Raw genomic sequence first — 26,616 nt, forward strand, 5'->3', positions numbered from 1 at the left:
TATGTCTACACATTCACTATGCGGTTTTAATTTTAACGATAAAATAATAATACTTATACATCACAACAAGAATCAAAATCACTCTTGCAATCATACTGTCTGTAAGGATAAAGGTAATCAAGATCATGGAATCTGAAAACAGGCTGATCATGATCTTTTTCTTTTTTGTCAGCGAACGATTTCTAACAAAATCATCTAGATGTTTTTTATAGATATCCGTTCCTTTGAACCACACTTCAAATTTTTTTGAACCTTTTACGAAGCAATAAGATGCCAGTAATAAGAGTGGTGTGGTAGGCAGCAACGGCAACACTATTCCAATCACGCCTAAACCTAGGAAAAAGAACCCCAATGCTACAAATATGATGTTTTTAATTTTCACTGAGGATCTCACTTCCTTTTTTAAAAAATTAGGTTTATTCATTACATTGTTGCTTTTGTTAGATGTTGGTTTCCGCTACAGGTTACTCGCTTTCCACGGGGCGAACGGTGAGCCTCATGCCGCTTTGCGCCATTAGGAGTCTCCACCTGACCGCTCGTCCCGTAGGAGTCAGTAACCTTCCACTACAACCAACTTGCAAAGAAGAGAGCTTTTAACAACCCTTAAATTCCGTTCACATTTTTATATAGCATACGCCGTTCTTTCCTTAGTGGAGCACCTTTAAAGAGTGCTTCCTCCTCTTCTGTCTCAGGAATGACACTTGGTACTGGGAAAGGCTTACCGTTTTGATCGATGGCGACCATCGTTAAGATCGACGTGGTATTTAGCGTTCTGTTTCCCGTCTCTAGATTCTGACACTCTACTTTTACGTATACTTCCATCGACGTTCTTCCGGTTGAGATCACTACACCTTCTAATATGAGGATATCTCCCACTTTAGCAGATGATAAAAAGTTTACATTATCAATGGATGCAGTGACAACCACTTTCTTGCTGTGCTTCATCGCGGCAATCGCTGCGATCTCATCAATGTACGATAAAACGGTACCACCGAATATCGTTCCCATGTGATTCGTATCAGGGGGCAATACCAACTTTGTTTGAATCGTTCTTGAGGTGTTTGCTGATAACTGCTGTTCCATACCATACCCTCTTTTCTGAAGCTTGAAAGCTCCTCTTTTTTTGAGGGAGTTAGTGAACAAAAGAAAATACCCATCACTATAGACGGGTACGTAAGAATACATAACAGAAAGAATGATCTATTAAATATCCCTCGTCCTATCTTCCCAACTCCCGAAGAAGATCAACACTATAAAAATGGCAGGTCTCCTGACTCATGCTTCACCCTACTCTAAGCCCTTCCCGTCAGATTGACAGTGGTTTTGCTTATTTCGTCAGCACTTACAGTTGCGGGTACAGTTCTGGCCTCACACCAGATTCCCTATTAAGTCTGTAACAGACACCATAATTATCGGATCTTATGAAATTTTGAATCTATCTTATTGTACCATTAACAATTTTTACTTTTTACAAAACCTTTTAATCTTCTTCATATGACGTTTAAAATCTCCTGCTATGCTTATCTCAAAAGACTGGGGAGGTTTTCTAATGATACGTCCAACAGCATTAATCCTTACAGCTAGCTATGGAAGCGGTCACGTGCAAGTCGCGAATGTCCTTGCTGAGGAACTTAAGAATAAAAGATTTCAACCTGTCATATCTGATTTATTTGGGGAAGCTCACCCTATCATGTCTCAGGTCACACAATCCATATTTATCAAAAGCTTTTCACACGGCTCTTCTTTTTATAAATGGTTCTATTATGGAACAAACAAATTGAATGCAACCACGATTACACAGTTCTCAAGATATTTAGGAAGAAAAAGATTTTTAGAATTGGTCAAGGATCACCAACCTCGTTTTGTTATTACTACTTTTCCACTTCACGCTGCACCATTTCTTATTAAAAAATCACGGTTTAACATCCCCATCTATACCGTGATCACTGATTATTTCGCTCATCCTTTTTGGATTAATTCATCGATTGATCATTATTTTGTAGCTTCTCATTCAGTAAAAAACGGACTAATCAAACACGGTGTTGATGAAAATAGAATTACAGTCAGCGGTATTCCCATTCGTACAGACTTTTATCGCCCAATTCATAAAGAGGAAGTGTTTACTAAGTACGGAGTTACGCCAAGTAAACGTGTCGTGACGATACTTGCTGGTGCACAAGGTGTGCTAAGAAATGTTAAGGTTCTTACTCAGCTATTGTTAAAAGATCCTTCTCTGCGTGTCATCGTTGTTTGTGGCAAGAACAAGACGTTGTACGAAAAGTTAACACCGCTAGCAGCACAATATCCAGACTCATTCAGATTATTTGGATACGTAGAAAAGCTACATGAGATTTTGAAGATCTCACATTGCTTAGTGACAAAACCCGGCGGCATCTCCATTACTGAAGCAGCTGCTGTGAGAGTCCCCCTAATCCTATATAAGCCTGTACCAGGCCAAGAAGGAGAAAACGCAAGGTATTTTGAAGAAAAAGGCGCAGCTTTTGTTGTTCATACCGCAGACGAAATTGTGGAGAGTGTTCAGAGGTTGTTCGATAACGAGTCTTTGTTGAGAAGCATGCAGAAGAGTTTAGAACTCATCCACCAATCTCACTCTTCCGCATTGATAGCTAATTATGCTGTTGAAGATTTACAACAGCTATCTCGAATTACACGATAGGGGGCACATCTAGATGGATACAACATCTCATATCGTTATCGGTTTAGGATTGGGAGCTCTTGCTCAAATTGATCCAGTTGTATCGAGCAGTTCACTTTCTTATGCTGTTGTACTTGGAACAGTCATCGGTTCAAATGCACCAGATGCCGATTGTGTTTTTAAATTAAAAGGTAAAGGCAGCTATTTCCGTAACCACAGAGGCTGGTCACATTCTCTACTTGCTCTTCCATTATGGGGACTTGCCGTATCAGCTATTATTCATCCATTTTTTGCTGAATCATCGTTTCTCCATTTGTTTATGTGGAGCTTCTTGGCAGTCGTTTTACATGTTGGATTCGATTTGTTTAATGTATATGGAACACAGGCTGCACGACCCTTATCGTCTAAGTGGATCTCTTTTGATTCCATACCCTTAGTCGATCCGTTCATCTTGCTTCTGCATGTTATTGGGTTTGTTTGTATTCCTTTTTTCGATCCAGGAGTGGTGTTCCTCTTAGTGTATTTAGGGGTTTTTATCCATATTCTGTACCGAACCCTTTACGCCGCACAAATAAAGACACATATTGAGAAATACTACCCTGATGCTCACAGAATAAAAGTGATCCCGCAAGCAGATTTATTAAAATGGGATTTTCTCGTTGAAACAGATGAGGAATTTTTGTTTGGCACGTATAGAGCAACTGAAATGAAACTAGAACATACATTTCCTAAGACAAACCTTGTTAACATTCTTATTGAACAAAGTAAAAAAGAAAAAGATATTGCTGATTTTCTGTACTCTACCGAATTTGCCCATCCTTTTGTGAGAGAAGGAAAACATGGCACTTATGTCATGTGGAAGGATTTACGATTCAGAAAGGATAAAAGCTACTTCCCTTATCATTCAATCATGTACCTGTCACATGATGGACAGATCTTAACGAATACAGATAAGATCTATTCGTATAAAAAATACAGAACCACTCTTAGGATGTTGGAGTCAAAAGCAATCGGCAAAGGAACAAGGTTGGATAAAGAATATTTGCAGACGAGTTAATGCATTAAAAAGACAGCAGCGACCACATTAAATTGGGAGCTACTGTCTTTTTAAGTTCTATGCTTTGTTCAACCGCCCATTATCGCCTGCAAAACAGAGATTACGTACCGTTTTGGCTCTTATACCTGATTTTCCGATTATACAGTGCGAGGTATATTGACTACTATTTCGAGAACTATTTGGAATAATCCTGGAAATTTCCAGATTTATTCCGGCGAGTTTAGGCCATAAACCAGCGAGTCGACATATCTCGACAAGCATACACTAGTCCTATACCCCTTACCTCAACATCGCATAGCAAAGTTAACTCATTCACACACCCATGCCTTAATACATCCAAACATATAAAACGGGCAGGTACGCTATCATCAGCGATTCTGCCCGTTCTAAAAAACTTCAATCTTCCTTAGCTCCGTCTTCTGCAATGGCTCGAAGGTCCGCATAGAAAAAATCATCATTGCATAACGGTGAATGTTCCTCCTTATTTTCATATCTTTCAACAATTTCCTTCAATTCACCTGTATCACCTTTTGCGTTAATGATCTCAACAAGCTCGTTCATTCCTTCCGTTGTTTCTTCGTCTATTCGTTTCTCATTCTTATCCTTCATGGTTATCCCTCCTATACGTTTTTAGCTTCCCCGCCCAGGAAAATTTTACACAAAACAAAAAAGCCCCTAACATACGCCAGAGACTTCAATGGTTATTATTATCTTAAAAATAAATTAGCTTACGGAAATGGTATCCGCCTCTTTGTTACTGTTATTATTTCCTCTGTTCTTCACGATCTCCGCATAACGATAGGCACTATCTTTCCAGATTCGCTCTTGAGAATCGAAGTCTACGTAGATGATTCCAAATCGTTTGTCATAACCGAAGCTCCACTCAAAGTTATCCATGAGAGACCATAGATAGTAGCCTTCAATATTCATCCCTTCATCGTTCAGATCAGAAACCGCTTGAAGATGCTTTTCGATATAATCGACACGGCCATGATCGTGGACGCGTCCGTTCTCTAGCACGTCATCAAACGCTGCACCATTCTCCGTAATATAGATAGGAAGATCCGTATACTCTTGTCTTAATCTTCTGATCAGATCTTTGAACTCTTCTGGCGCGATATCCCATCCCATGCCAGTTTTCTCATAGTCAGAATGAGCCCCTCTATGTAAGAAGTCACTTGCTGCAGAGAACTCAACAATGCCTCGGCTATAATAGTTAATACCAAAGAAATCACAAGACGTTGAGATGATCTCCATATCTCCTGCTTCAATAAAATCATAGGAATGAACATATTTAGAGAACAGATTCATCATATCAACAGGGTACTGTCCTTTAAAAACAGGATCTAAAAACCAGCGATTAGAGTAACCGTCAGCATTGTTCGCTGCAAGCTGATCATTCACAGAATCTGTTTTTGCATAGATCGGTGAAAGGTTTAACGTAATTCCGATCGGCGTTTTGGATTGAAGCTCGTTCTTTAAATATTGCACAGCTTTTCCGTGAGAAAGAAGCATATGGTGAACAGCTCGAACTGCTTCGTCCATGTTCGTATGTCCTGGCGCATGAAATCCTTGATGGTAACCTAAGAAACCAGCACACCACGGTTCGTTATGCGTAATCCAAGAATCCACCTCTATATCAAGCTCTTGGAAGCAAACTTTTGTTAATTCCATGAACCATTCTACTGACTCACGGTTTACCCAACCGCCTTCTTCATGAGCCCATAGTGGAAGATCCCAGTGATAAAGCGTAATCGCAGGTTTGATTCCTTCTTCGCGTAAACTCTGCGTTAATTTTTTATAAAAGTCCATTCCTTCTGCATTTAAAACACCCTTTTCAGGAAAAATACGAGGCCAGGAAACCGAGAAGCGATACGTTTCTACGCCGAGCTTCTTAATCTGCTGAATATCTTCTTCAAAACGGTGGTAATGATCACACGCTACGCTTCCATTATGCTGTTGATATACTTTTCCAGGCGTATCACAGAACGTATCCCAGATTGAAAGTGTTCTGCCACCTTCAAGACGTGCTCCCTCAATTTGATAAGAAGATGTTGCCGTACCAAACACGAATGACTTATTAAAATGCATAACTGTTTCTCTCCTCTATTCTTTGATAGAACCTGCTGAAATGCTGTTGACGATATACTTTGATAAAAATAGGAAAGCAACCATGATTGGAACCACTGAGATCGCAATCCCTAAATACATAGAACCTAAGTTTTGAGCCACTTGTGAACCTTTTAAGAAGCCCATCAACACAGGAAGCGTGAATTTTTCAGGTGAGAATAAAACAACTAACGGCATGATGTAGTTGTTCCATGACCCGATAAACGTAAAGATTGACATCGTCGCGATCGCTGGCATCATGATTGGAATCGCGATCGTATGAAAGATATTAAATTCACTTGCACCGTCGATCCTTGCCGCCTCAATCAAACTTGGATGTAGCGTTGTTAAAATGTATTGGCGCAAAAAGAACACCACGAAAGGACTCGCTGCTGCCGGAATGATTAAAGGAATATACGTATCCAATATCCCTAAGTTTTTACACAGCTCATAAAAGCCGATTAACCCTAACTGGCCAGGAACCATCATCATCACTAGCATAAAAACGAACATTGCATTCTTGCCCTTAAACACGTAGAACGCAAATCCATACGCCGTTAATGCTGAAAAATAACCTGACAATAACGTCACGAGAACGGAGATGATTAAGCTGTTCTTAAAACCCGCCCAAATATTGATATAGCTCATCATCGTTTGATAGTTTTCAACGATCGCACTACCAGGAATCAGGGTGAAGCCTGAAAGGATTGCTTCATTTGAGCGTGTAGCGTTAACAAGCATCATTAAGAATGGAATGAAGCATATGATGGCCATAGCGATCAATACAACATAGATCAAAAGTTTTGGGATGCTGACTTTCCGCTTTGGTTTTGTTTCTATAACACTTTTCTTTTCAACAGAATTTGAAAGGCTATTATCTACCGCTGTTTTTCCTATCATGCTTTACACCTGCCTTGGTTGTTTACGTTCTTTCCCATACATCCCTTTGAAAATAAAAGCAGAGAAGATGAGCGTTATAACAAATAGCCCGTATGCGACTGCTGCAGCATATCCGTAATTGTTATACTTGAAGGCTTGATTGTATAAATAGAGCACCATCGTATTCAATGAGCCATCTGGTGATCCTATTCCATCTGTTAAAAGCATCGGTAGATCAAACAATTGAAGACCTCCAATGAGCGAGGTAATCATGATATAAAGCAGGATAGGCTTTAAGAGCGGAATCGTAATCTTTGAAAACGTCTGCCAGCGATTTGCACCATCGATCAATGCTGCTTCGTAGTAGTCTTTCGATATGCCAGATACACCTGCCATTACGACGATAAATGAGTGACCAAACCACATCCAGGTTAAGATTAGTGAAACAGATAGCTGTGCACTCGTTGGTTCGTTCAGCCAGTTGATCGGGTCTGAGATGATCCCTAGCTTCATTAACATCATGTTTAATGATCCGTGCTGCCAATCTAGTAAAATACCGAATAATAGAGCAACCGAACTGATCGTAATTAAATTCGGTAGATAAAAGATCGATCTAAAAAATGCGATTCCTTTTAACTTAATTCTCATATCTGAAAAAATCATAGCTAGGATGAGAGCAAGTCCCATTTGAAGAGCAAAGTTTACACCCCATATTTTCCATGTGTTAAAAAAAGCTTCAACAAAATACGTGTCTGTGAGGAGTCGTTTATAGTTTGCTAGACCTACTAACTGTGCTTCACCACTGCCTGTGTAATTTGTAAAGCTATAATAAAAGGTTAGGGCGACCGGATATATACTGAACACTAAGAAGACGAGCCAAAACGGAGCAATAAAAAAGTATCCATAACGGTTTAAATTTTTCATCTCTCCTCCCCCTTTCAATAGATAGGCCAGTGGCGAGGAAATGTTTCCCGCCACCGTCCATAAAACTTATTTTTTCGGTACTTTTATGTCTGGATAAGCATTTTGTGCTTTTTGATAAAATTCTTTAATCGCTTCTTTTTTAGATTTCTTCCCTGTTACATATTGCTGTACGGCATTTCCGTAGAGCGTATCTAGCTGCTGATCGTATTTCGTCACAATTCCTGGTGTGATCTTAGTAGATTGATCCAGGAAGAATTGATAATTGTTCTGTCCACCTAAAAATTTGTCGCTAAAGTCGTCTTTAATCGTCTCTGTAACAGGTAGATAAGAAAGAACATCTCCTGTTTCTTTACTCCAAGATGTTAAGAACTCATCGTCTTGTGTCATCATTTTTACAAATTTATAAGCAAGTTCTTTATTATCCGATTTGTTGTAAACGCCAAGCCATGTTCCACCCCAGAAATAAGGACTCGGACCACTCGTTACCGCCCAGTCACCAACAGATTCCTTAACATTGGTTTTCAGGACGCTATGTAATCCCCATGTAGGAAGAACATACGAAAACACTTGCGTTTCTTTTTCCTTGCCACCCTCTTTTACCTTGATCGGCTTATCCATGCCTTCGAACCAAGATGGTGACCATTCAGGTGCTAGTGCTGTGTATTGATTATCACGAAGCTTTTTGGAGTAGTCCATGTACTCCATTTTTTCATCTGTAAGCTGAAGCTCATTCTTGTCGTTTACCCAAGGCTGTGGGTTGTCTCCTTGCGTGAACCAACGGATCGCACCCTCATCAGGAAACATGCTATAGCCTTTTGACTTCATCTTTTCTGCTACGTCAAACACCTTATCCATCGAGCTCATCATTTCACCAACTTGTGTTGGATCGTCCGTTCCTAATACTTCCTTTGCAATGCTTCGCTTATAATAGATTCCTCCTGGCGTTGTTTGCCAAGAAAGAGCGCGTACATCCCCATCTTTATCTTTACCAAGGTCAAATACATAAGGTACATATTTATCAGAAAGCTTATCTGCGTTATAAGGCTTTTCAGATAAGTTCTCCCAATAACCTGCATCTACCCATTGTTTTAAGAAAGCGATCTCTCCCGTGAAAACGTCAGGAGCTCCAACACCACTTTCAAGTACAGGTTTTAACTTTGTCGGATAATCAGCGATCGGAACAATCGTTAACTCCACTTTTACGCCATTCTTTTCCTCGAATGTTTTGATCGGTTTCTTTAATTCATCTGTAAAAGACCAAATTCTTAGATCAACATCTTTCTTTCCATTACCAGATGTTTTCGAATCGCTTGAACAACCTGCAAATAATCCCACCAACAAAATAGATACCAAAAAGATACTTAACTTCCTTTTCATGTATAAACCCCTTCCTTCTTTAAAATTTATTGAGCGAAAGCGGTTTCGTTTTGTTTTAAAATAAATATTCGAAACCGCTTTCGAATTATCCTAAAAAAATTTTTATTTTTTTTGTGCGCATGATTCTCGAATGATTAGTTCGACTGGAATACGCTTGGATGTGATCAGTTTTTTCTTCTGAATTATCTGTTTCATCAACAACTGAGCAGCTTGATATCCAATCATATCCGTATCTTGCTTAATCGTCGTTAACTTCGGTGTAATGTATGCCGCCATTTCAATATCATCATAACCGATAATTGAAATATCTTCGGGTACAGATAAACCCTTCTCTTTTATGGCCTCAATTGCACCGATAGCCATATGATCTCCTGCAACAAATACCGCTGTAGGTACATCATCCAGCATCAAAAGTTTTTCCATAGCTTCTCTGCCTTCACCGATTGAAAACAATCCACCATTGATAAGATAGCCATCATGAATCGGCAGGTTCAACTCATTCATCGCTTTTTTAAATCCTTTAATTCTTTCTGCTCCTGCATCAGTTAAAGCATCGCCAGCGATATGAGCGATCTTTGTATGACCAAGTGAATGCAAGTAGTTAACTGCCAACTTTCCACCTTCAATATTATCCGAGAAGACAAGACTGCAGTTCTGTTTGTTCATATCTATAACAACGATAGGAATCGTGCTGTTTATCATCTCTTGTACTTGCGGATCTTGTGGATCAGAACAGATTACTACAATGCCATCAACGGCACGGTAAGAAAAGTGTTCCAAATAGCTGATATCCCGATTACGCAGATTTCTTGAAGCGAAGATCAGATCATATCCCTCTCGTTCTGCATTCTTTCTGAAACTTTCAATTATGGCACTAAAGAAAGGATGTTTCATTCCTACTTCATTCGACTCAGAAAACATCACACCAATCGTCCAAGACTTTTTTGTAGAAAGTGATTGGGCATGTGCATTAGGCAGATATCCCATTTCTTCAACTGCTTGTAGAATCTTCTGCTTCGTTTTTTCACTCACATCAGAATAGTTATTGAGTGCTTTTGAGACGGTTGTCGTTGAAAAACCCGTCTTTTTTGCAATATCATAGATTGTAGCCATTGTTATCTCCTCTTTACCGAAAGCGCTTTCGTTAATGAAGATTATAACTGACACGAAAATAAGTTTCAATATAAATTTTCTAACTTTTTTGAACAATAAAAGACAGGGGACATTGTATCCAACCTATCTTGCATGACTTTATTTAATCTCTAGCTAAAAACAGAGAGGAAATTTCAACCGCTTTCTCGTACTGCTTTGTGTCAGCATAATAGTGATATAGCTGCTGTCCAAATTTTTCGATCCTGCTGAATTGATTATGCGATTGAAAAAATGGCAGAGCTATATCTTCTAAGTAACTGAAATAAGCTTTCATCTCACTTCTTAAGATATACAGGTGAAGTTGAAACAAGTGAAAGTATAACTGGTGCTTTAACATTTTGGCTGCTATTAATCCTTCTTCTGCACTTTTTAAATTCTGCTTTTGAGACTGAAGTTTCCCATCGATACTATTGTCCAAAAAGTTATACAATCGGTTTAAATAAATGGCTGTACTCTTATCAGCCATCTTTAACGCTTTGCGATAATAGATGTGGGCATTTTTATAGTCTTTTCTTTTGAAAAATTCAAGCCCTAGATTATGTAGAAGCATTCCTATTATACCAATTTCGTTTAGCGTTTCGCTATCCTGAATCAACTGTAGGTAACGGTTAACTTTTTGTTCAAATTCATGGTGTGTTGCACATTCTATTTGAAGCAGCATGACTGATTCTGCTTGGATGGCTCTAGAGAAGTTGTTGTTTCTCTTAAAATAGTCCATTGCTTTCTTGGCATTAATATAAGCCATCGTTTTAGATTCAACCCATTGATAAGCCATCGCTAAATGATAACAGTATTCTTCATTTCCATAGGATATTCGATCAATTGTACTCAAGAGTTCGATCGCTTTTTTACGATTCTCAATATGAAAATTGTTGTACTTCTGCAAATAATAGATTCCTTTTACATGCTTATACATGTTGTTCTCATAAGGAGTCAGGTGCTCAGTTTTCATTCGGTTTAAAATCTCTGCTGCTTTTTGTGGCTCTTTTTTCAAAAGGTAATATCGAGTAAGTACCAACTGATACTGTGATGCATGTTTTGAGAATTGAACGATCGGAAATTGATCTAATTCACTTTTTGTCTTCTCTACTTCTTTCATTCTTTGCATGATAATAGAGTTGTGCCATTGATGAAGTTTCTTCTCCATATCTTGAAAGAACTGCATTTCCTTCTGAATATCAATATCTAGCCGTTTTGAGAATAAGGCAATGATCTCCGTTGAGTACTTCGTCTGACCCCTCTCTATCTTACTAACATGTGTTGTCGTACAAATATCTTTGCCCAGTTGCTCTTGAGAAAGTCCTCTTCTTTTACGATAAAATTTAATAATTTCTCCCTCAATCATATGTGTCTCTCCTCATGAACAAATGTTTAATGATAAAAGTTTCTTTTTAAATTGTTTTTTTCCTTCTAAAGTCATGTTTTTAAGTCTTTGTGCTCACTATTTTTCCATAAAAAATCCACGAAAGAATACTCTCTCGTGGATCATACTGCTTATTGAGCTGGTACACCAATCGCATCGTATGCTGCAATTACCGCCTTTGTTTCGTTTGATGGAGCTCCATTACGGTCTGGATATAGATCTCGAGCTGACTGGATCGCTGCCGCACGCATTTCTTTGAATCCTGATGACGGTACAAGGTAGTTCGTTAAAGCACGGTAAAAGATTTTCTCTGTTTTCGAACGTGTGATACCCGTGACTTTAACTCCGTGGTGCTCTCCTCCTTCAGAGATAAGATAAGCTGCTTTATTATTGATGGAGCTGTTAATATGAACCCCACCCTTATCCAGCTCACCTAAGTAACGGTCTTCATAATGATCAGGGTATGCATTATCCTTTAATCCGTAGGTTGCAGAAAGCTTCTTAGATTTTGGATTACTCATGGAACGAAGTCCGCCATCACCAGGTACGTTTGGTGTGTAAATGTCTTCACCCATCTCCCATTCAGACGGACTTGTTAATCCGTGTGAATGCATTTCAGACAACGCACCAAAGATATCAGCTAGTGACTCATTAATGGCACCTGATTCTCCTTGATAAGTAAGGTTTGCAGTCTTAGAGATTACTCCATGTGTCATCTCATGACCCGCAACATCCATTGCACCTGCTAATGAACTGAACAGAATTCCATCACCATCTCCATAAAGCATCTGCTTTCCGTTCCATGCTGCATTGTTCCATTTAGATCCAATGTGAACCGTGCTTATAATCGGCATTCCGTTTCCATCTATACTGTTACGTTTATGAATATTTTGATAATACGTATTTACTTTGATAGAGTTCGTATGAGCCGAAACCGCTGCTGGATCAGCAAAGAACGACGTGCCTGTCTCTATTTCAAAACCTGTGAACCCAAAAAGTCCGGATAGTAGGATGAATGGTGTTTCACCCATACGGTTTGCTTTATACGTGTGAACCGGGACGATGTTCGGATTTGTCGTTGTTCCTCCCCCAATCGCCGCACCATGCAGATAGCTTTTCCCTGATGTACTATCTTTTACAGCGATAAAGTTTTGAACTTTACCGAATAAATCTAGGCCTCTTCCAGTTATCGGTGTGACTGCTGGGGCATCCGCTTCATGTACCGCGTTAAATTGATCAACGATGTCACCCGTCGTTGCATCTATAAAATAATGATAAAACCCTGGTGCAGGAACAGAAGTCGAAACTTTAACTAAGTACGTTAAGTAGTTTCTGCCTTCATGCGGATAAATCGTTAATTCTGTTTCTATGCCGTCATACTGCTTAACTTCTCCAATTTCAGCAACTACTTGCTCTTTAGCTGTTCTTTCTGCATCTTCCTTCGTGATGGACGGATCTGTAGGAATGATAGCTCTAGCTAACTTTTGAGTTACCTTTCCAAATGACGCATACACGTTGTTGTTTGCATCCAACGCAACGGTTTGTCCACTTCCGTAGATCGGAATCCCGTTATATTGCTCAACAGTACGCACGTGGTATGTATTTGTGCTACTATCTGCAAACTCTTTTACGATTTTAAACTGCTCTCCTATTGTAGATGTTGATTTAGCTCCAACCTCAGAAACCACCTGTGATTGAAGATACGCTCTAACGATTTCAGCTTTACTCAACCCTTCAGGAGCTTGGAATAAAACAGTTGTAGGATTCGCGTGTGCATTGGATCCAGGTAATGAAAATCCTCCAAGTGTAACGGACAATGCTAGAACTGCTGGGATTACCACTTTTTTGTTCAATCGTTTTTGACTTTTCTTTTTCAACCCATTCACCTCTTCATCAAATTGTGCTTCCGGAATAATTCCAATTATTAAGAACATTACAAAAGTGGTCAATTGGGTTAATTTATACTAAGTTTCTCAAGGGTTATAGGTTTTCAGGAACTTTATTCGACAAAAAATGTCCATATTTCATGAATAATTAACCCAATAACAATCTCGAACACATTCTGTAATAATAGGGTCAAATCACTAGACGAGGAGGGCTGATATGAAAGGTATGCTTCATAAAGGGACTGTTCTATTGGGGTTATGCTCTCTATCTTTTTATTGTGGTGCTCAAATTACCGGTCAAACAGAAGCAGCCTTTTCAAGCCAAGCTCAAATAAAACCGGTTGAACTTTCAGCTGCAGTTGTTTTTCCAGACACAGTGGAGAATCTTAACGGAAAAGCTAAGATCATTTATTCGGACATACTCTCTCTATACAATACCGTTCCGAACGCTGCTGATGATTTAAGTTTACAGGAGCTACAACAAACGATGGAGGAGATTACAGGATTAGAACATACACTTCACTCCCTACTTCATGACTTTGAAGACACACATAATAAGCTCTTGAACTATGAGAAACAGGTGAGGAAACTGGATTCAAATACATACCAGTTTGTCTATGAAGGCTGTAATGAGGCAAACGAATTGAGCAAAAAACTAAAATCGACAGTGGACCTACAATCTATTAGACAATTACACCTTTCAATTGAAGTTCGTATAAACAACTTAGAAGATGCTGAGAAGAAGGTTGAAGGTCCCATTAAATCAGCAAAGATGAAGAATGCTACTGATCATATAGAACAAAACGAATTTGCTGATGATTCTATTCAAAGTGAAGGAGAAACAAAACATGACGAAAAGACTGTTGAAATTCACGACTAAACTAGCAAGTACCTCTTTTATTGTGTTGCTCTGCTTCCTTGCTTTTATCATCCTATCGTCACGTATCTCAGGAGCAGAACCTTCTGTTTTTGGCTATCAGATTAAAGCCGTATTATCTGGATCGATGGAGCCTATCTTTCAAACAGGATCAATCATATCTATTAAACAGGTGGATAACACTACCTTTAAAAAAGGCGACATTATCACTTTTCAAATGGAAGATAAGCTGATTACTCATAGGATTATCGATATTGAAAATAAAAATGGCCAAGTTTCCTATCGCACAAAAGGGGATAACAATGATGGACCTGATATGTGGTCAGTTCCTTTGAATGACGTGATTGGTAGCTACACAGGATTTACGATTCCATATATCGGATATGCATTAAATGTGACTCAATCTAAGGAAGCATCTGCGCTTATGTTATTTATTCCAGGGTTCTTATTATTTAGTTCAGCTGTCTTTTCTATAGTGAGAGCAGCTAGAAAACTAGATGTTGAAAAGGCATAAAAACAGGTTAGCTCTCTATGTATATAAACCATACATACGAGTTTAATAAATCTATATTACATATCTATGGAGGTTGAGAAGAATGGGGTTTACGAAGACAATTAGCAAAGGCGTTATGACAGCTGCACTAGGTTTATCTTTAATGGGAGGAGGAACGTTCGCTTACTTTAGTGACACGTTTGAAACGAAAAACACATTCGCTGCAGGTACGTTAGATCTTTCCATCAATCCAAACGCTGTGGTTAACATTGACAACATTAAACCTGGCGATGAAGTGTACCGTGAATTTACGTTTGAGAATAAGGGCTCCCTAGACATCTATCAAGTACTACTAGATACAAAATATACGGTTGAAGATGCAAAATCAGATAATACGGATGATCTGGCAAACCACATTAAAGTTACCATCATGTACAATACGAGCAGCGCAACTGTACCTGTTGTTGAGACTACATTGGCACAGCTGAAAGAAAAACAACCTGATCTTACAGCAATTGACGAGTTTGTTGGCACAACACAGCGTCCGGATGGTATTCCTCCAGGTGAGAAAGAAAAAATGTTCGTATTGTTCCAGTTCGTAGATAATGGCGAAGATCAAAATCAGTTCCAAGGAGACAAACTTAAAGTCGACTGGACGTTCAACGCGAAACAAGCTCCAGGTGCTTATAACGACGATACAGATCCAGAGAATAACTAAATATTAGAACAAGCTAGAACTGCTAAGATTAGCAGTTCTTTGCTGTTCTATCCTAAGTTACAACGTTATTAATTATACTAAAGTTCTTGTCTTCAACTTCTTATTCAGCAGTGTGAACGTCTGTTTTAAATTACTTTTAGGTACTGTAGAATAATTGTCACCTATGCTTACTTCAAAGAAACAGCTATTCTCACCATTCTCTCGAAGATGTCCTGTTAATCCAACTCCACTTTCACCATAAGTGTCTGCAAAAATGCGTTCCACTTCATCCTTTGGTGCTTGGACATGAACATGAAACATGTTTGAAACAGGCGTTATAGGGAGTGTACGTACACCTTCACACTCGTTATAGAGCGTTGCCAATTCCTTTGCACCCTCATAGTACTCTTCCATTTTTCCAACCCGCTGATCGAAATAAAAATCTGCGCTTAAGATATATGGATATAGACTGATCAAGTCACCGCCATGTCGTCTTTTCCAAACCTTTGATGTTTCAGTAAAGTCTTTTGGCCCAGCTAGGACTGCACCTGCGACTCCACCGATTCCCTTGTAGAAAGAAACATAAACACTATCAAAAAGAGCACAAACTTCAGCGGCTGTCTTTTTATAAAAGGGCAAAATTTCTAACAGTCTTGCTCCATCCAGATGTAGTCTAATTCCTTTTTCTCTGCAGTAATCAGAGATTACCTGTAATTCTTCAAAAGTTGGAAGCTGTCCGCCGATTTCTCGCTGAGGAAGTTCCAGTAGTAAACAAGAAATGTCCTCCTTCATGTTGACTACGTTATGGAGCTTAATGATTTCATTAGCATCAGCAAGCAGCACGGGTTCAATATGGTGAAGTTCTTTCAAACCATCTTCTTCATGAATTTCCAAGTGACATAGTGGATGATACGCAACTTTCCGGATTCCCTTTTCATCACACCAAATGCGCATGGCGATCTGTTGAGCCATCGTACCACTCGGGAAAAACACAGCAGATTCTTTTCCTAAATAAGCAGCCATCTTTTCTTGAAAGCTATCAATGATGTGACCGCTGCCATACATATCACTTTCTTCCTGTCCTGTTTGAATTGAAAGAGAATCTAACAGAACAGACACATCTCTTTTTCCGTGTCCGGTTACTTGATATTTTGCATTTTTATAGGCGTCTAGTAATGGATTTTGATTTCCCAACATAACAAGCTCCCCTCTATTCGTTTATCCAGCTAATGTTCCCGTTTATCTCAATATCGTTAGGTACTTTTAAAAGAATAAAATCTCGACCAATCACAGAGCTGCGAATTTCTTGACTAAAGTGTTCACCTTTAGAGAACTGACTGAATGCAAAGCCTGGTGAGAACCTTGAAAAACTAACTGTCACTAAAGTTGGATTATTTACGGTTAGCTGTTGTCCGTTCAATAAAAGCTCTGGCGGATCCAACTCATTGGTGAAGTCTACGCCATCAATATAAGATTTCCCTACATGATACGTAGCCTCAATCTCACCATCATTTTCGCTTTTTCGCTCAGCAAAAACACTCATGATGCCTGTTTCTCCCTCTGTTAAAACAATGTCTAACGACTTTTCTTCAAAAGGAAAAGACCACTTTTTCTTTTCAGAAAAAGCTTTATCTAGATCTACAAGGTTCCCTGAATACAAATTGTCTATCGCTTTGGTTTGAGCGTCTTCTATTTTAGTCATTTCAGCTGCCGTAGCCACTTTTTGATCATTCTTGTAGTTCGGAAGGACGCTTAATGAAATAACTGTAGCAATCGCTAGTATAATTGTATATCCGCCGAGGATCCAGCGGATTTTTCTTGTTCCTAAACTTACTTTATTGGTGGATTTCATGATTCCAATTCCAGATGCGACAATCACGAAAATTACAAATAATAAGGCAACATTAATCATTTTCTTACCTCCATTCTATTAGAAATCCCCAAGCTAGCTAGCAGCAAAATGGACGAGACGAGAGCAATTTTACATATGAACAGAATAAATGATGTTTCTTCTCCAAAAAACCTTGTTATATTTACAAATAATTCTGGATCGCCACCAACTCCATCCAAAATTAAGCCTCCAAACAAGATAGTAGGAATAATTAACAAGAAACCTTTATGAAGCTGAATTAAAATACCAACAAGATACCCTGCGCAAGCAAACAGAAAAATATAAAGAATGGAAGTAATCATCCCCATGACAAATTCAGTAAACGATAATGAATCAACGATGATTGAATAATTATCTTTGAAGTAAAACGCCAAGATTTGAAAGAGATGAGTAGAAAGATAAACCGTTATGCCTGCAAAAATACTAGCTGATAAAAGAAATAGAATGTTTGAAACTTGACTGATGGTACGATTAGTCACAAACGAAAAATCATCATAACGATACGCTCTCGTTGTTATGATGATGGCTGTTATGAACGCCCAAATCATCATAAAAATGAGGATGATGTCACTTGTGTAATAGTAAAAATCATATTGTATTGAATTTGAGGAGCCACTTCCCGACCCCGTTCCATTAAAAGAAAAAAGAATGGCCAGCAGCTGGATCACGATTAACGATGTGAAAACACCGAAATATGATTTAAGCTTATAGCGGTATTGTTTCTTCACGATGTCCCAAGCCTTAACCTCTGCTAAATACATGATCGATCCCACCCTTTGTTTTACTTGTTAGATAACTACAAATATCTTCTGCAGAAACTGGCGTGATTTCTAACCCTAACTGTCTAGCATCCTCTAACTCTTGTAATGAACGATCGTTTCTTATGACCGCATATGACATATTTGCGCCGATCTCTTGCATGGAAATCGGTTCCATTTTTTCAGTCCACTTCTCCACATTAACCGTCTTTCCTCTCACGCCAATCGCGTACTCTTTTAGTTGATCGATGGGTAGGTGAAGACACTTTTCACCAGACTTAATGAGTAGTACCTCTTCTAACAGATCTTCTACTTCATCTAATAGATGGCTAGAAAGAATGATCGTTCTTGGATAGGCGATGTATTCTTTTAATAACGCTCGGTAAAAATCCTTACGTGTCGCAGAATCCATCCCGCTTGTTGGCTCATCCATGATCGTGAGTGGGCAGCGTGCCGCTAAGCCAACAATCATATTAAACGTGCTCTTCATTCCCTTTGAGAGATTTCCGTGATATTGAGTAGGATTAAAAGAAAAATAATCAAATAATTTTAGAGCTAAGTCGTGGTTCCAATTTGGGTAAAAGCTCTCTGCTGTTTCGAGCAGTTCTTTTAAAGTTAACCCTTGTGAGAAACTCATCTCGTTATCGATGAAGATTGTGTTTGCCGATACCTTTAAATTATTGAACGGATTTTCAGAGAATACTTGTATGTCACCCGCAGAATGATGAAGGTAACCAGCAATTATTTTTAATAACGTTGTTTTTCCTGCTCCGTTTCTTCCAATCAAACCTGTAATCTTGTTCTCTGCTATCCGACAGTTCATATTTTGAATCGCTTTCGATCGACCATATTGTTTAGTTAGGTCATGACAAACAACAACATTCATGATTGCTCCCCCTTTATTCTTTGGTGCATATCTCTTATCATCTTGACTAATTCCTCTTCTTCGACTTGCAGCTGTACAGCTTCTTGCGCTAACTCGGTTACAAGTGAATGCAGCTTAGAACTCTTTCTTTTACCGAGGATAATTTTTCTTGCATCCGCCGCAACAAACATCCCTAATCCCCTTTTCTTATAAAGAACGTTATCGTCAGCCAGCAAATTTATGCCTTTACCAGCAGTAGCTGGATTTACATTAAACATCTCAGCTAGTTGATATTGCGAATATATTTTTTCATCTGCTGAAATCGATTTGTTCAAGATTTCGTTCTCAAGCCATTCTGAAATCTGAACATAAATCGGTTTCATACTATCGGCATTAAGCAGCAAATGTACCTCACCTCCAACTTACCACTATAGTGCATTACATATGTAATGTACTATATATTTCCAATATATGCAATATGTTGTTTATGATGACATAAAAAAAGACACTCTCCTGTATATGGAGACTGTCTGATAGTCAGATTATTTATTTCTTCGCTGTATGATTTCTTCAATCATCATGGCATATAAATTTTCTACACCTTCATCGGTAGCTTCAAAACGAAATGCATCTTCTTCTTTAATACCAAGATTTTTTGCTTCAGCAATCACATCAATATTTGCACCCATAAAAATAAATTCCCAATTGTATTTCTCTTGCTGATGTTCGATGAGCTTCTTTACCTTTTCATGTGTAAATTCAGTGCTCGCGTTTTCCATTCCATCTGTCGTAATAACAAAGATTACTTTACCCGGTCTATCGTTTTCTTCAATACGTGAAAGCCTGTAACCCACATCCAATATGGTTTTTCCTAAAGCATCCAAAAGTGCCGTAGTCCCCCGTACAAAATAATCCTCGCTCGTTAACTGGACTTGTTCTGCTGGGACACCACTCCATAGAATTTCATACTGATCATCAAATAAAGCGGTCGTAATAAGTGTTTTTCCCTTCCGTTCAACTTGGCTTTTTACGAACGAATTAAACCCTCCAATAGTGTCCTTCTCCAGCCCTGACATCGAACCACTTCGATCAAGCAAAAATACGATTTCTGTTACATTTTTGTTCACCCTTAACCATCTCCTAACATTTGTCATGCTATAATCATAGCTAGAAAGATCCAGCAAATGGTCGCCTGTGAAGCGACATTTTAGGAGGTGGACGGATATGCTTGATCAAAAACTTTTATTAGAATTAGAAACCTATCTGAATGATTATTTCATATTGGAAGTAGAAGTTTGTCAATCTTCTAAAATGATGGAGGAATGTTTTGAAGAAAACAGTCTACGTTTTGAGTTAGATGCGTTTATTCATCACAACAAAAAGCCCACGCTGCAGGAAAAACTTTTTCAACTGATTGATGAAAAAGGTGTAACCGACGCAGAAATTTATAAGAAAGCCGGCTTAGATCGAAAGCATTTTTCTAAGATTCGCTCTAAATCAGAATATCGACCAAGAAAAAATACAATTCTTGCGCTGGCTCTTGGTTTGGAATTGGACGAAGATGATACAGAAGAGCTTCTGGAAAGTGCAGGATATTCACTATCTCACAGCGATACAAACGACTTAATCTTTAAATTTTTCATTAACAAAAAAATCTATGATCTAGATGCTGTTAATGAGTACCTGGTATATTTCAGCTTAAAGCCAATTGGGAGTACCATATAAAAAGTGTTTTCGTATATATAGTTGCTCCCCAAAAGTAGTTGATTTCCGCTCCAGATTGCTCGCTTTTCATGGGGCGAACGGTGAGCCTCCTGCAGCTTTGCGCCATTAGGAGTCTCCACCTGACCGCTCGTCCCATAGGAGTCGGCAACCTTACTCTTCAATCAACTTGCATAGAAGAGTAAAAATCATTTTAACAGCGACAACCTTTTAGAAAAAGCTTAATTAAAAGACAACTCACTTATATGGAAGTTGTCTTTTTTCATAACGATTATTCAATAGCACCTGAAACATCATAATTAGATATATCTAGTTCTGTAGATTTTCCTAATGCAAGTCTCGCGAGTTCAGCTCCTAAGTAAGGTCCACTTGTAAGCCCTGATGCGCCGAGACCGTTTGCCACCAAGATGTTATTAAAGTTAGGAAGTTGCCCAATAACAGGTAAAAAACCTGGAGTGAACGGACGGAAGCCTACTCTCGTCTCAAGAATTGAGCCTTCTGCCAGGCCAGGTGCGACAGCTAAGGCTTTCGAGAGTATGTCATGAATACCGCCTGCCGTTACACGGTTATCAAATCCTGCCTCATCTTCATGTGTTGCTCCTACAACTACACGATCATCAAAGGTGAGTATGTACTGATTTGTAGGCGGCATCACCACAGGCCAATCAGCTGTATCCGTTTTTGGCAACTCCAAATGGATGATCTGTGCTTTTTGTGGAGTTACTTTAAAGTTGATTCCAAGTGGCTTTAAAATCTCATTCGACCAAGCTCCTGCCGTAATGATAATTTGATCAGCGGGAATGGTTTGACCATTAACAGAAACACCCGAAACCTCTCTTCCTTCATAAAGCAGGTCAGCATTTCCATAAAGTATTTTTACTCCGTTTTTCTTAGCTCCATTCAATAAAGCGTCACGCATCGCTCTCCCATTAACACGAGCTCCGCCACTTACAAAGACCGAACCAAATTCGTCGGATAGAGGTGGAAAGCGTTTTTTCGTTTCTTTGGGAGAAAGAATCGTGATCTCACCAATTTCCCGAGCTTCTTCTCTACGTTTCAAAGCTCGTTCTGCCATTTTCTCAAGTTTCTCAGTATCTGCATGTAAGCTAAGTGTACCTACACGTTTGTAACCCGTATCCGTTTCACCGTCTTCCTCGAGCATCCTTATGAGTTCAGGATAATACCGAGCTCCACCTTTCGCTAGCTGATACCAAGCTTTGTTACGACGTTGAGATAGCCACGGACACACGATGCCAGCTGCAGCATCTGTTGCTTGTCCTTTGTCTTTCCTATCAATTAATAGAACCTCTGCATCAGATTTACTAAGATGATAAGCGGTTGAAGCCCCTAGAATTCCGGATCCGATAACAATTATTTTTTTCATATATAAAACACCTTTAATCTTTTGTCTGTTCTTATTGATTTAAGTTTAACCTATCTAGTACTTTATTTAATTAATTCTATAAAGTTTTCCCCTAGTATACATCTAATTTGATTATCTGAAATCTTAAGTGATTCCACCCATGATTTTTTTGCAGAGTAATCATAAACATTAAATTCTTTCATTCCATAAGGTCCATCGCAACTAAACAATACTTTTTTATATCCCAAACAATTAACTGCCATCTCTACTATTAAAGGATTTAAGTAATCACTTGAAGTATCTACAAAAACATTTGGCTGTTGCTTTGCATACTTCCAAAGTTCCTTCCAAAATGGGAGACCTGCATGTGCATATATTAATTTAAGATCTGGATATTTTTCTGGCAAATATTTATAAGAGTCTTTTTCTGACGATAGATGTATAATCATAGGTTTCTTCAATGTTTCACACACAAGTGCAACCCTATCAAGTTCTTTAATACTATATTTATGCATGAAAGGATGAGCTTTCACACCGATAAAACTAGAACTACTAAGATATTTCTCTATTTCTTCCATGGTTGATGGTATCTGTGGATTTACTGCTACCCAACCAAGAAAATGCTCCGGAAATCTCTTAATTGCAGAAGCGACTATTTCATTATTAGGCTTAGAGAATATTTTATAATGATTTCCATAGAGTCTTAAATGTTCATCCTTAACAAGACCATCATATATTTTTAGTCCTATTAGAGGAACATCTAAGATTAAAGAACGAAACAAGCGCTGCAAGTTTTGCTGGAAGATACTATCTTTTTCAAACATTGTCTCATTCATAGGTGGTATCAAAACAGTTTTGTCAACACTATTACTTTTCATTCCTTCTATCATTTTTTCAAGAGTTAACATCTTTTCATCCACATGAAAATGACAATCAATTATCATAAAAAACTCCTTTTAATAATTTTAATTTCCATTTATTACAAATTATACGCCGACTAGCATTTCATTAAAACTAAAATAAACGCCCCCTATATATTGGGAGCGAATGGTTCTACGGTTTATGTATGAAAAACGACAAGGTTTATTGCTGCTAAGAAAGCATTGAGCTCACTTTCAGTTTTGAATTTAAATGAATAACCATATGTTATTGGGTTTTGACCTTTATTAATCCTTTTAGGAAAGAGACTTAGAGCTGTGCTATTAAAAACACCATTACTTCTCTTTTTTAACCCATCATTTTGTTCCACCGTTTCTGGGTGTAATACGATACTAATTTCCTTATTCGGCAACAAATATATCACATCTTTTGTATGTATGTTTTCATATTCAATTGCCTTACTCGTTTCTTTGGTTAACTTAAACTCATTTTCCTCAAAAATCACCTTTAAATTTTCCATTTACTTAACCCCTTGCTAATACGTTACCTGTAATTTTCAAATACAAAACTATCTTGTCTATTGTAACAAAATTTTGAAGTTCCACATGCAGTAAAAGTTCAAATAAAAAAGCAGGATCAGCTCCTGCTTTTTCTTATCGTTTATTAAACTCCGGGAAACCACCCTGGTGCGTTCAAGACTGCGTTCCACAATGGATCTGGTACTACCAGTTCATTTTGCTTCGTTTTATCAAGTTTCGTTACGATTTCAGACTCTTTGCCTTGCTCGATCTTTTGTACCCAATCTGGATCGATGATTAATTCGCGCCCCAGAGCAATCAATGGAACTCCTGTTTCTAAAGCTTTGATCGCATCATCCGCTGTATAGATTGAACCTACTCCCATAACAGGTACACGATCGCCTACTCTTTCGTTAATAATCTCAATGCGTGAACGTGTATCTTCAACTCCTCGTCTAGGTTCAGACCAGAAATCCATTACCGAAACGTGAAGATAATCTAATTTTTTTGCACTAAGAGCATCGACGAGCGCTAACGTATCAGCCATTGTAATTCCTGGTGTTTCAGGTTCTTCTGGTGAGAAACGATAGCCTACGATAAATGAATCATCTCCATATTCAGCAACTGCTTTTTTCACTGAATCTACAACTGCTAAAGGAAACGCCATACGTTTTTCTAATGAGCCACCCCATTGGTCTTCACGGCGATTCGCGTGTGGAGAAAAGAACTGCTGAATCAGATAGCCGTTCGCACCGTGGATCTCAACACCGTCATAACCCGCTTCAATCGCTCGTCGAGTGGTTTCACCAAAATCACGAATGATAGAAGCTACTTCTTCTGAAGTTAGTTCACGGGGCAGAGGTTTTCCTTCACCTGAAGGAATATTGCTCGCACTCACAACATCACCGTTTGGAACAAGTTCCTGCGGCACTTCGCGACCACCATGGAAGATTTGTAGAATCGCTTTCGATCCTTTTGCTTTTATGGCAGAAGCTAAGCGGCGAAGACTTGGAATCATATCATCCGTATCTCCAGCGAACTCTCCTGGGAACCCTTTTCCGTTAGCCGTAACATTCGTACAAGCTGTAATAACCATTCCAACACCTTCAGAACGACGCTCGTAGTATCGGATTTCTTCATCAGTTACAGTTCCGTCTTCGTTTGACGAAAAATTAGTCATCGGTGCCATAACAATACGGTTCTTAAGCTCAACACCGTTCTTAAAACGATAAGACTTAAACAATGGTGCATATTTTTGATTCATCATGTTTGTCTTCCACCTCTTTATTTATTAGCTTTTTTCTTTTTTTCTACACGATTATTCTATTATTACTTTTTCCTTCTCCTTGTAAGTTGATTGGAGTGAAAGGTGTGAGACTCCTGCGGGACGAGTGGGACAGTATGAAAAGTGGAAGTGGCTCGTTCAGCTCCGACAAGCAAAAGGTGAATGGGCTATCAAGCGTTCTTTGCTTTATTGACCATTTAACTTTTGACCTCGAGGAGCTAGCCACTGCAACTAGACAGGTGAGACACTCAATGGCGCGTAGCGGCGAGGGGCTCACCGTCCGCCCCGCGGAAAGCGAGCAACCTGAAGCGGAAATCAACCACTTACAAGAACATCCTAAGGAAAAACTTAATAATAACTTTCTTTTTTAAAGTAACTATTATAATAATACCATCTGTTCTCAAATGCAAAAAATACGCTTTTGGTTTTAAGAATAATTTAAAGAGGGAACAGTATACTGCTAAGAAATATAGACAATTGCTTGCAAGATTTCTACTACAATCCAGGAGGTGACACATGAAAAAAGCCAGTATTGCCGTCTTTATTATCATTTTTGCTTTGTTCTATGTTTCCAGTCTTCTGTTCCCTATCGACCGTGAGTGGTACGATGCTTTAAACAAACCATCATGGACTCCATCAGGACAAACAATTGGCATGATATGGGCCGTTTTGTTCTTTTTAATCGCACTTTCAGCTACACTTATCTATAATCAATACGGTTTTAAACCGATTGGCTTTTGGATTCTGTTTGCTATCAACTATGTGTTCAACCAAGCTTTCGGTTATTTTCAATTTACACAAAAAGATTTATTTGCAGCGAGCGTCGACGCACTGTTGATAGCGGTGACAACTTTACTTTTAGTCATCTATGCTAGTCGTTTAAGAAAAATTTCAGGATGGCTTCTTATTCCTTATCTTCTCTGGAGCTCATTTGCTACTTACTTGTCATGGACGATCTACAGCATGAATGCTTAAACAAAAATGTCCACACAAAAAAGAGATCTAACCTATTTCAGAAGGCTAGATCTCTTTTATTATGTTCCAGAAATCGCTACGTATTGATTCTGGAGAACAAATCGATTGTTCTTCCATTCTAGCGTGTTCACCACATACCCTAAAGCATCTGCGTTATATAACCCTGCGATCTTTTGATAAGCAGACAGCTCGTAAACTCCGTCGGAATCAAAATCGATTGGATATAAACCACTTATTGGATTCACAAAACCGGTAATTGGTTTCTTCAGCTTTCCGTTCACTTCATATATTTCGTTTAAATACGCTTTGTCTCGTTTTGAAATATCAATGATATACGTTTTCCTATTACGCTTACTTACAACTCGAACTTTATAGTTATTCTCATAGTTCACATCATATTCATAAGCAGCATTGTATGCGTTGAAATTAAACATTTCTTGCGGTGTGTTCCCTATAAACGAGTACACGTAATGATACATGAATCCCCCACTGCCACCAGAATTGATGCTGACCAGCACATCTGAAACACCGTTACCTGTAAAATCTCCTAGAAACAATGTCGAATTGTATCCAGCATTGTCAGAAAGAGGCACTCTTGTTTGTACACCTGTTCTCCCATTCTTCACATAAAGCGTAATGTTTTCAATAAATGGGCTATCCTGACTCTTCGTACCTGTTAGGTATACATCATCCGGTACACGATCTCCAGTCACATCTCCCTTAGCGAACGCAACAACACTCGGAGTTACTCTATAATTGTAATGGTTATACATAACATGCTCCTTGTTTGATAAAGTATACTACCATGTTATGGGCACCTGTTGGGAATGACACTATCATTCATCCAACAAAAAAAGCCCCCTCGCCATAATTTGAACTGTAACCAATAA

29 protein-coding genes and 1 riboswitch are annotated in these 26,616 nt (G+C 38.7%); of the genes, 8 read left to right on the forward strand and 21 right to left on the reverse strand.

Annotation, left to right across the window (positions count from 1 at the left end):
* Positions 1–16 precede the first annotated feature (16 nt).
* Both P4V41_RS11865 and P4V41_RS11870 read right to left on the reverse strand, forming a co-directional pair.
* Entirely contained in the window at positions 17–382 is a 366-nt protein-coding gene (locus P4V41_RS11865) for a YbaN family protein (RefSeq protein WP_328085086.1), read from the reverse strand.
* A gap of 221 nt (positions 383–603) precedes the next feature.
* Positions 604–1,083, reverse strand: coding sequence for an acyl-CoA thioesterase (locus tag P4V41_RS11870; protein WP_328085087.1), 480 nt, complete (start codon positions 1,081–1,083; stop codon positions 604–606).
* Between the two features lie 160 nt (positions 1,084–1,243).
* A riboswitch (cobalamin riboswitch) is annotated at positions 1,244–1,423 on the reverse strand.
* 126 nt (positions 1,424–1,549) lie between these two features.
* Here P4V41_RS11870 and P4V41_RS11875 point away from each other — a divergent pair.
* Both P4V41_RS11875 and P4V41_RS11880 read left to right on the forward strand, forming a co-directional pair.
* On the forward strand, positions 1,550–2,677 hold the full coding sequence (locus P4V41_RS11875; RefSeq protein ID WP_328085088.1) for an MGDG synthase family glycosyltransferase: 1,128 nt from the start codon (positions 1,550–1,552) through the stop codon (positions 2,675–2,677).
* A 13-nt stretch (positions 2,678–2,690) separates the two neighbouring features.
* A complete protein-coding gene (locus P4V41_RS11880; protein ID WP_328085089.1) occupies positions 2,691–3,713 on the forward strand; it encodes a metal-dependent hydrolase in 1,023 nt (340 codons plus the stop codon).
* Between the two features lie 396 nt (positions 3,714–4,109).
* Here the strand turns inward: P4V41_RS11880 and P4V41_RS11885 are convergent, their stop codons facing one another.
* The 8 genes from P4V41_RS11885 to P4V41_RS11920 form a co-directional block, all read right to left on the reverse strand.
* Positions 4,110–4,322, reverse strand: a complete 213-nt coding sequence (locus tag P4V41_RS11885; RefSeq protein ID WP_328085090.1) for a hypothetical protein — start codon at positions 4,320–4,322, stop codon at positions 4,110–4,112.
* A gap of 114 nt (positions 4,323–4,436) precedes the next feature.
* Complete coding sequence (locus P4V41_RS11890) at positions 4,437–5,804, reverse strand: GH1 family beta-glucosidase (RefSeq protein WP_328085091.1); 1,368 nt, start codon at positions 5,802–5,804, stop codon at positions 4,437–4,439.
* A gap of 15 nt (positions 5,805–5,819) precedes the next feature.
* Positions 5,820–6,722 carry a carbohydrate ABC transporter permease gene (locus P4V41_RS11895; protein ID WP_419181309.1) on the reverse strand — a complete coding sequence of 301 codons (903 nt, stop codon included), beginning with the start codon at positions 6,720–6,722 and terminating at the stop codon, positions 5,820–5,822.
* A gap of 3 nt (positions 6,723–6,725) precedes the next feature.
* Positions 6,726–7,625, reverse strand: coding sequence for a carbohydrate ABC transporter permease (locus P4V41_RS11900; RefSeq protein ID WP_197222921.1), 900 nt, complete (start codon positions 7,623–7,625; stop codon positions 6,726–6,728).
* A 66-nt stretch (positions 7,626–7,691) separates the two neighbouring features.
* A complete protein-coding gene (locus P4V41_RS11905; RefSeq protein ID WP_328085092.1) occupies positions 7,692–9,002 on the reverse strand; it encodes an ABC transporter substrate-binding protein in 1,311 nt (436 codons plus the stop codon).
* A 102-nt stretch (positions 9,003–9,104) separates the two neighbouring features.
* Positions 9,105–10,115, reverse strand: a complete 1,011-nt coding sequence (locus P4V41_RS11910) for a LacI family DNA-binding transcriptional regulator (RefSeq protein WP_328085093.1) — start codon at positions 10,113–10,115, stop codon at positions 9,105–9,107.
* Between the two features lie 142 nt (positions 10,116–10,257).
* Positions 10,258–11,499, reverse strand: coding sequence for a helix-turn-helix domain-containing protein (locus P4V41_RS11915; RefSeq protein ID WP_328085094.1), 1,242 nt, complete (start codon positions 11,497–11,499; stop codon positions 10,258–10,260).
* A 149-nt stretch (positions 11,500–11,648) separates the two neighbouring features.
* Complete coding sequence (locus tag P4V41_RS11920) at positions 11,649–13,394, reverse strand: M4 family metallopeptidase (protein ID WP_328085095.1); 1,746 nt, start codon at positions 13,392–13,394, stop codon at positions 11,649–11,651.
* 226 nt (positions 13,395–13,620) lie between these two features.
* On the opposite strand from P4V41_RS11920, the gene P4V41_RS11925 reads away from it, so the two are divergent.
* The 3 genes from P4V41_RS11925 to P4V41_RS11935 all read left to right on the forward strand — a co-directional run bounded on the left by P4V41_RS11925 (position 13,621) and on the right by P4V41_RS11935 (position 15,491).
* Positions 13,621–14,283 carry a DUF4047 domain-containing protein gene (locus P4V41_RS11925; RefSeq protein ID WP_328085096.1) on the forward strand — a complete coding sequence of 221 codons (663 nt, stop codon included), beginning with the start codon at positions 13,621–13,623 and terminating at the stop codon, positions 14,281–14,283.
* Entirely contained in the window at positions 14,252–14,794 is a 543-nt protein-coding gene (sipW, locus tag P4V41_RS11930; RefSeq protein ID WP_328085097.1) for a signal peptidase I SipW, read from the forward strand. The genes P4V41_RS11925 and sipW overlap by 32 nt, the downstream gene beginning before the upstream one ends.
* A gap of 82 nt (positions 14,795–14,876) precedes the next feature.
* On the forward strand, positions 14,877–15,491 hold the full coding sequence (locus P4V41_RS11935; RefSeq protein ID WP_328085098.1) for a TasA family protein: 615 nt from the start codon (positions 14,877–14,879) through the stop codon (positions 15,489–15,491).
* Between the two features lie 72 nt (positions 15,492–15,563).
* On the opposite strand, the gene P4V41_RS11940 is transcribed toward P4V41_RS11935, so the two are convergent.
* The 6 genes from P4V41_RS11940 to P4V41_RS11965 all read right to left on the reverse strand — a co-directional run bounded on the left by P4V41_RS11940 (position 15,564) and on the right by P4V41_RS11965 (position 20,111).
* The gene (locus P4V41_RS11940) at positions 15,564–16,664 is read right to left on the reverse strand and encodes a threonine aldolase family protein (RefSeq protein ID WP_328085122.1); all 1,101 of its coding nucleotides are present in this window, start codon (positions 16,662–16,664) and stop codon (positions 15,564–15,566) included.
* Positions 16,665–16,680: 16 nt separating this feature from the next.
* Positions 16,681–17,382, reverse strand: coding sequence for a hypothetical protein (locus P4V41_RS11945; protein ID WP_328085099.1), 702 nt, complete (start codon positions 17,380–17,382; stop codon positions 16,681–16,683).
* Complete coding sequence (locus P4V41_RS11950) at positions 17,379–18,122, reverse strand: hypothetical protein (protein ID WP_328085100.1); 744 nt, start codon at positions 18,120–18,122, stop codon at positions 17,379–17,381. Before P4V41_RS11950 ends, P4V41_RS11945 begins: the two co-directional genes overlap by 4 nt.
* Positions 18,103–19,005 carry an ABC transporter ATP-binding protein gene (locus P4V41_RS11955; RefSeq protein WP_328085101.1) on the reverse strand — a complete coding sequence of 301 codons (903 nt, stop codon included), beginning with the start codon at positions 19,003–19,005 and terminating at the stop codon, positions 18,103–18,105. The genes P4V41_RS11950 and P4V41_RS11955 overlap by 20 nt, the downstream gene beginning before the upstream one ends.
* Positions 19,002–19,388, reverse strand: a complete 387-nt coding sequence (locus P4V41_RS11960) for a GntR family transcriptional regulator (protein ID WP_328085102.1) — start codon at positions 19,386–19,388, stop codon at positions 19,002–19,004. The genes P4V41_RS11955 and P4V41_RS11960 overlap by 4 nt, the downstream gene beginning before the upstream one ends.
* A 138-nt stretch (positions 19,389–19,526) precedes the next feature.
* The gene (locus P4V41_RS11965) at positions 19,527–20,111 is read right to left on the reverse strand and encodes a vWA domain-containing protein (protein WP_328085103.1); all 585 of its coding nucleotides are present in this window, start codon (positions 20,109–20,111) and stop codon (positions 19,527–19,529) included.
* A gap of 97 nt (positions 20,112–20,208) precedes the next feature.
* Here P4V41_RS11965 and P4V41_RS11970 point away from each other — a divergent pair, with 97 nt between their 5' ends.
* Entirely contained in the window at positions 20,209–20,709 is a 501-nt protein-coding gene (locus tag P4V41_RS11970; RefSeq protein ID WP_328085104.1) for a hypothetical protein, read from the forward strand.
* A 268-nt stretch (positions 20,710–20,977) separates the two neighbouring features.
* On the opposite strand, the gene P4V41_RS11975 is transcribed toward P4V41_RS11970, so the two are convergent.
* From P4V41_RS11975 to P4V41_RS11990, 4 genes are all read right to left on the reverse strand, one after another.
* Positions 20,978–22,090 (reverse strand): FAD-dependent oxidoreductase, encoded by a 1,113-nt coding sequence (locus P4V41_RS11975; RefSeq protein ID WP_328085105.1) that lies wholly within the window; start codon positions 22,088–22,090, stop codon positions 20,978–20,980.
* Between the two features lie 62 nt (positions 22,091–22,152).
* Entirely contained in the window at positions 22,153–23,013 is an 861-nt protein-coding gene (locus tag P4V41_RS11980) for an amidohydrolase family protein (RefSeq protein WP_328085106.1), read from the reverse strand.
* A 116-nt stretch (positions 23,014–23,129) separates the two neighbouring features.
* The gene (locus P4V41_RS11985; RefSeq protein WP_328085107.1) at positions 23,130–23,468 is read right to left on the reverse strand and encodes a hypothetical protein; all 339 of its coding nucleotides are present in this window, start codon (positions 23,466–23,468) and stop codon (positions 23,130–23,132) included.
* A 143-nt stretch (positions 23,469–23,611) separates the two neighbouring features.
* The gene (locus P4V41_RS11990) at positions 23,612–24,733 is read right to left on the reverse strand and encodes an NADH-dependent flavin oxidoreductase (protein ID WP_328085108.1); all 1,122 of its coding nucleotides are present in this window, start codon (positions 24,731–24,733) and stop codon (positions 23,612–23,614) included.
* A gap of 134 nt (positions 24,734–24,867) precedes the next feature.
* Here P4V41_RS11990 and P4V41_RS11995 point away from each other — a divergent pair, with 134 nt between their 5' ends.
* Together P4V41_RS11995 and P4V41_RS12000 are read left to right on the forward strand one after the other, a co-directional pair.
* Complete coding sequence (locus P4V41_RS11995; RefSeq protein WP_328085109.1) at positions 24,868–25,122, forward strand: hypothetical protein; 255 nt, start codon at positions 24,868–24,870, stop codon at positions 25,120–25,122.
* Between the two features lie 145 nt (positions 25,123–25,267).
* Positions 25,268–25,726: a TspO/MBR family protein gene (locus P4V41_RS12000; RefSeq protein ID WP_328085110.1), complete on the forward strand. Its 459-nt coding sequence runs from the start codon at positions 25,268–25,270 to the stop codon at positions 25,724–25,726.
* Positions 25,727–25,785: 59 nt separating this feature from the next.
* Here P4V41_RS12000 and P4V41_RS12005 read toward each other — a convergent pair whose 3' ends face one another.
* Positions 25,786–26,499: a VCBS repeat-containing protein gene (locus P4V41_RS12005; RefSeq protein WP_328085111.1), complete on the reverse strand. Its 714-nt coding sequence runs from the start codon at positions 26,497–26,499 to the stop codon at positions 25,786–25,788.
* Positions 26,500–26,616: the final 117 nt, after the last annotated feature.

This window comes from Fictibacillus nanhaiensis, from assembly GCF_036213205.1.
GTDB lineage: Bacteria > Bacillota > Bacilli > Bacillales > Fictibacillaceae > Fictibacillus > Fictibacillus nanhaiensis_E.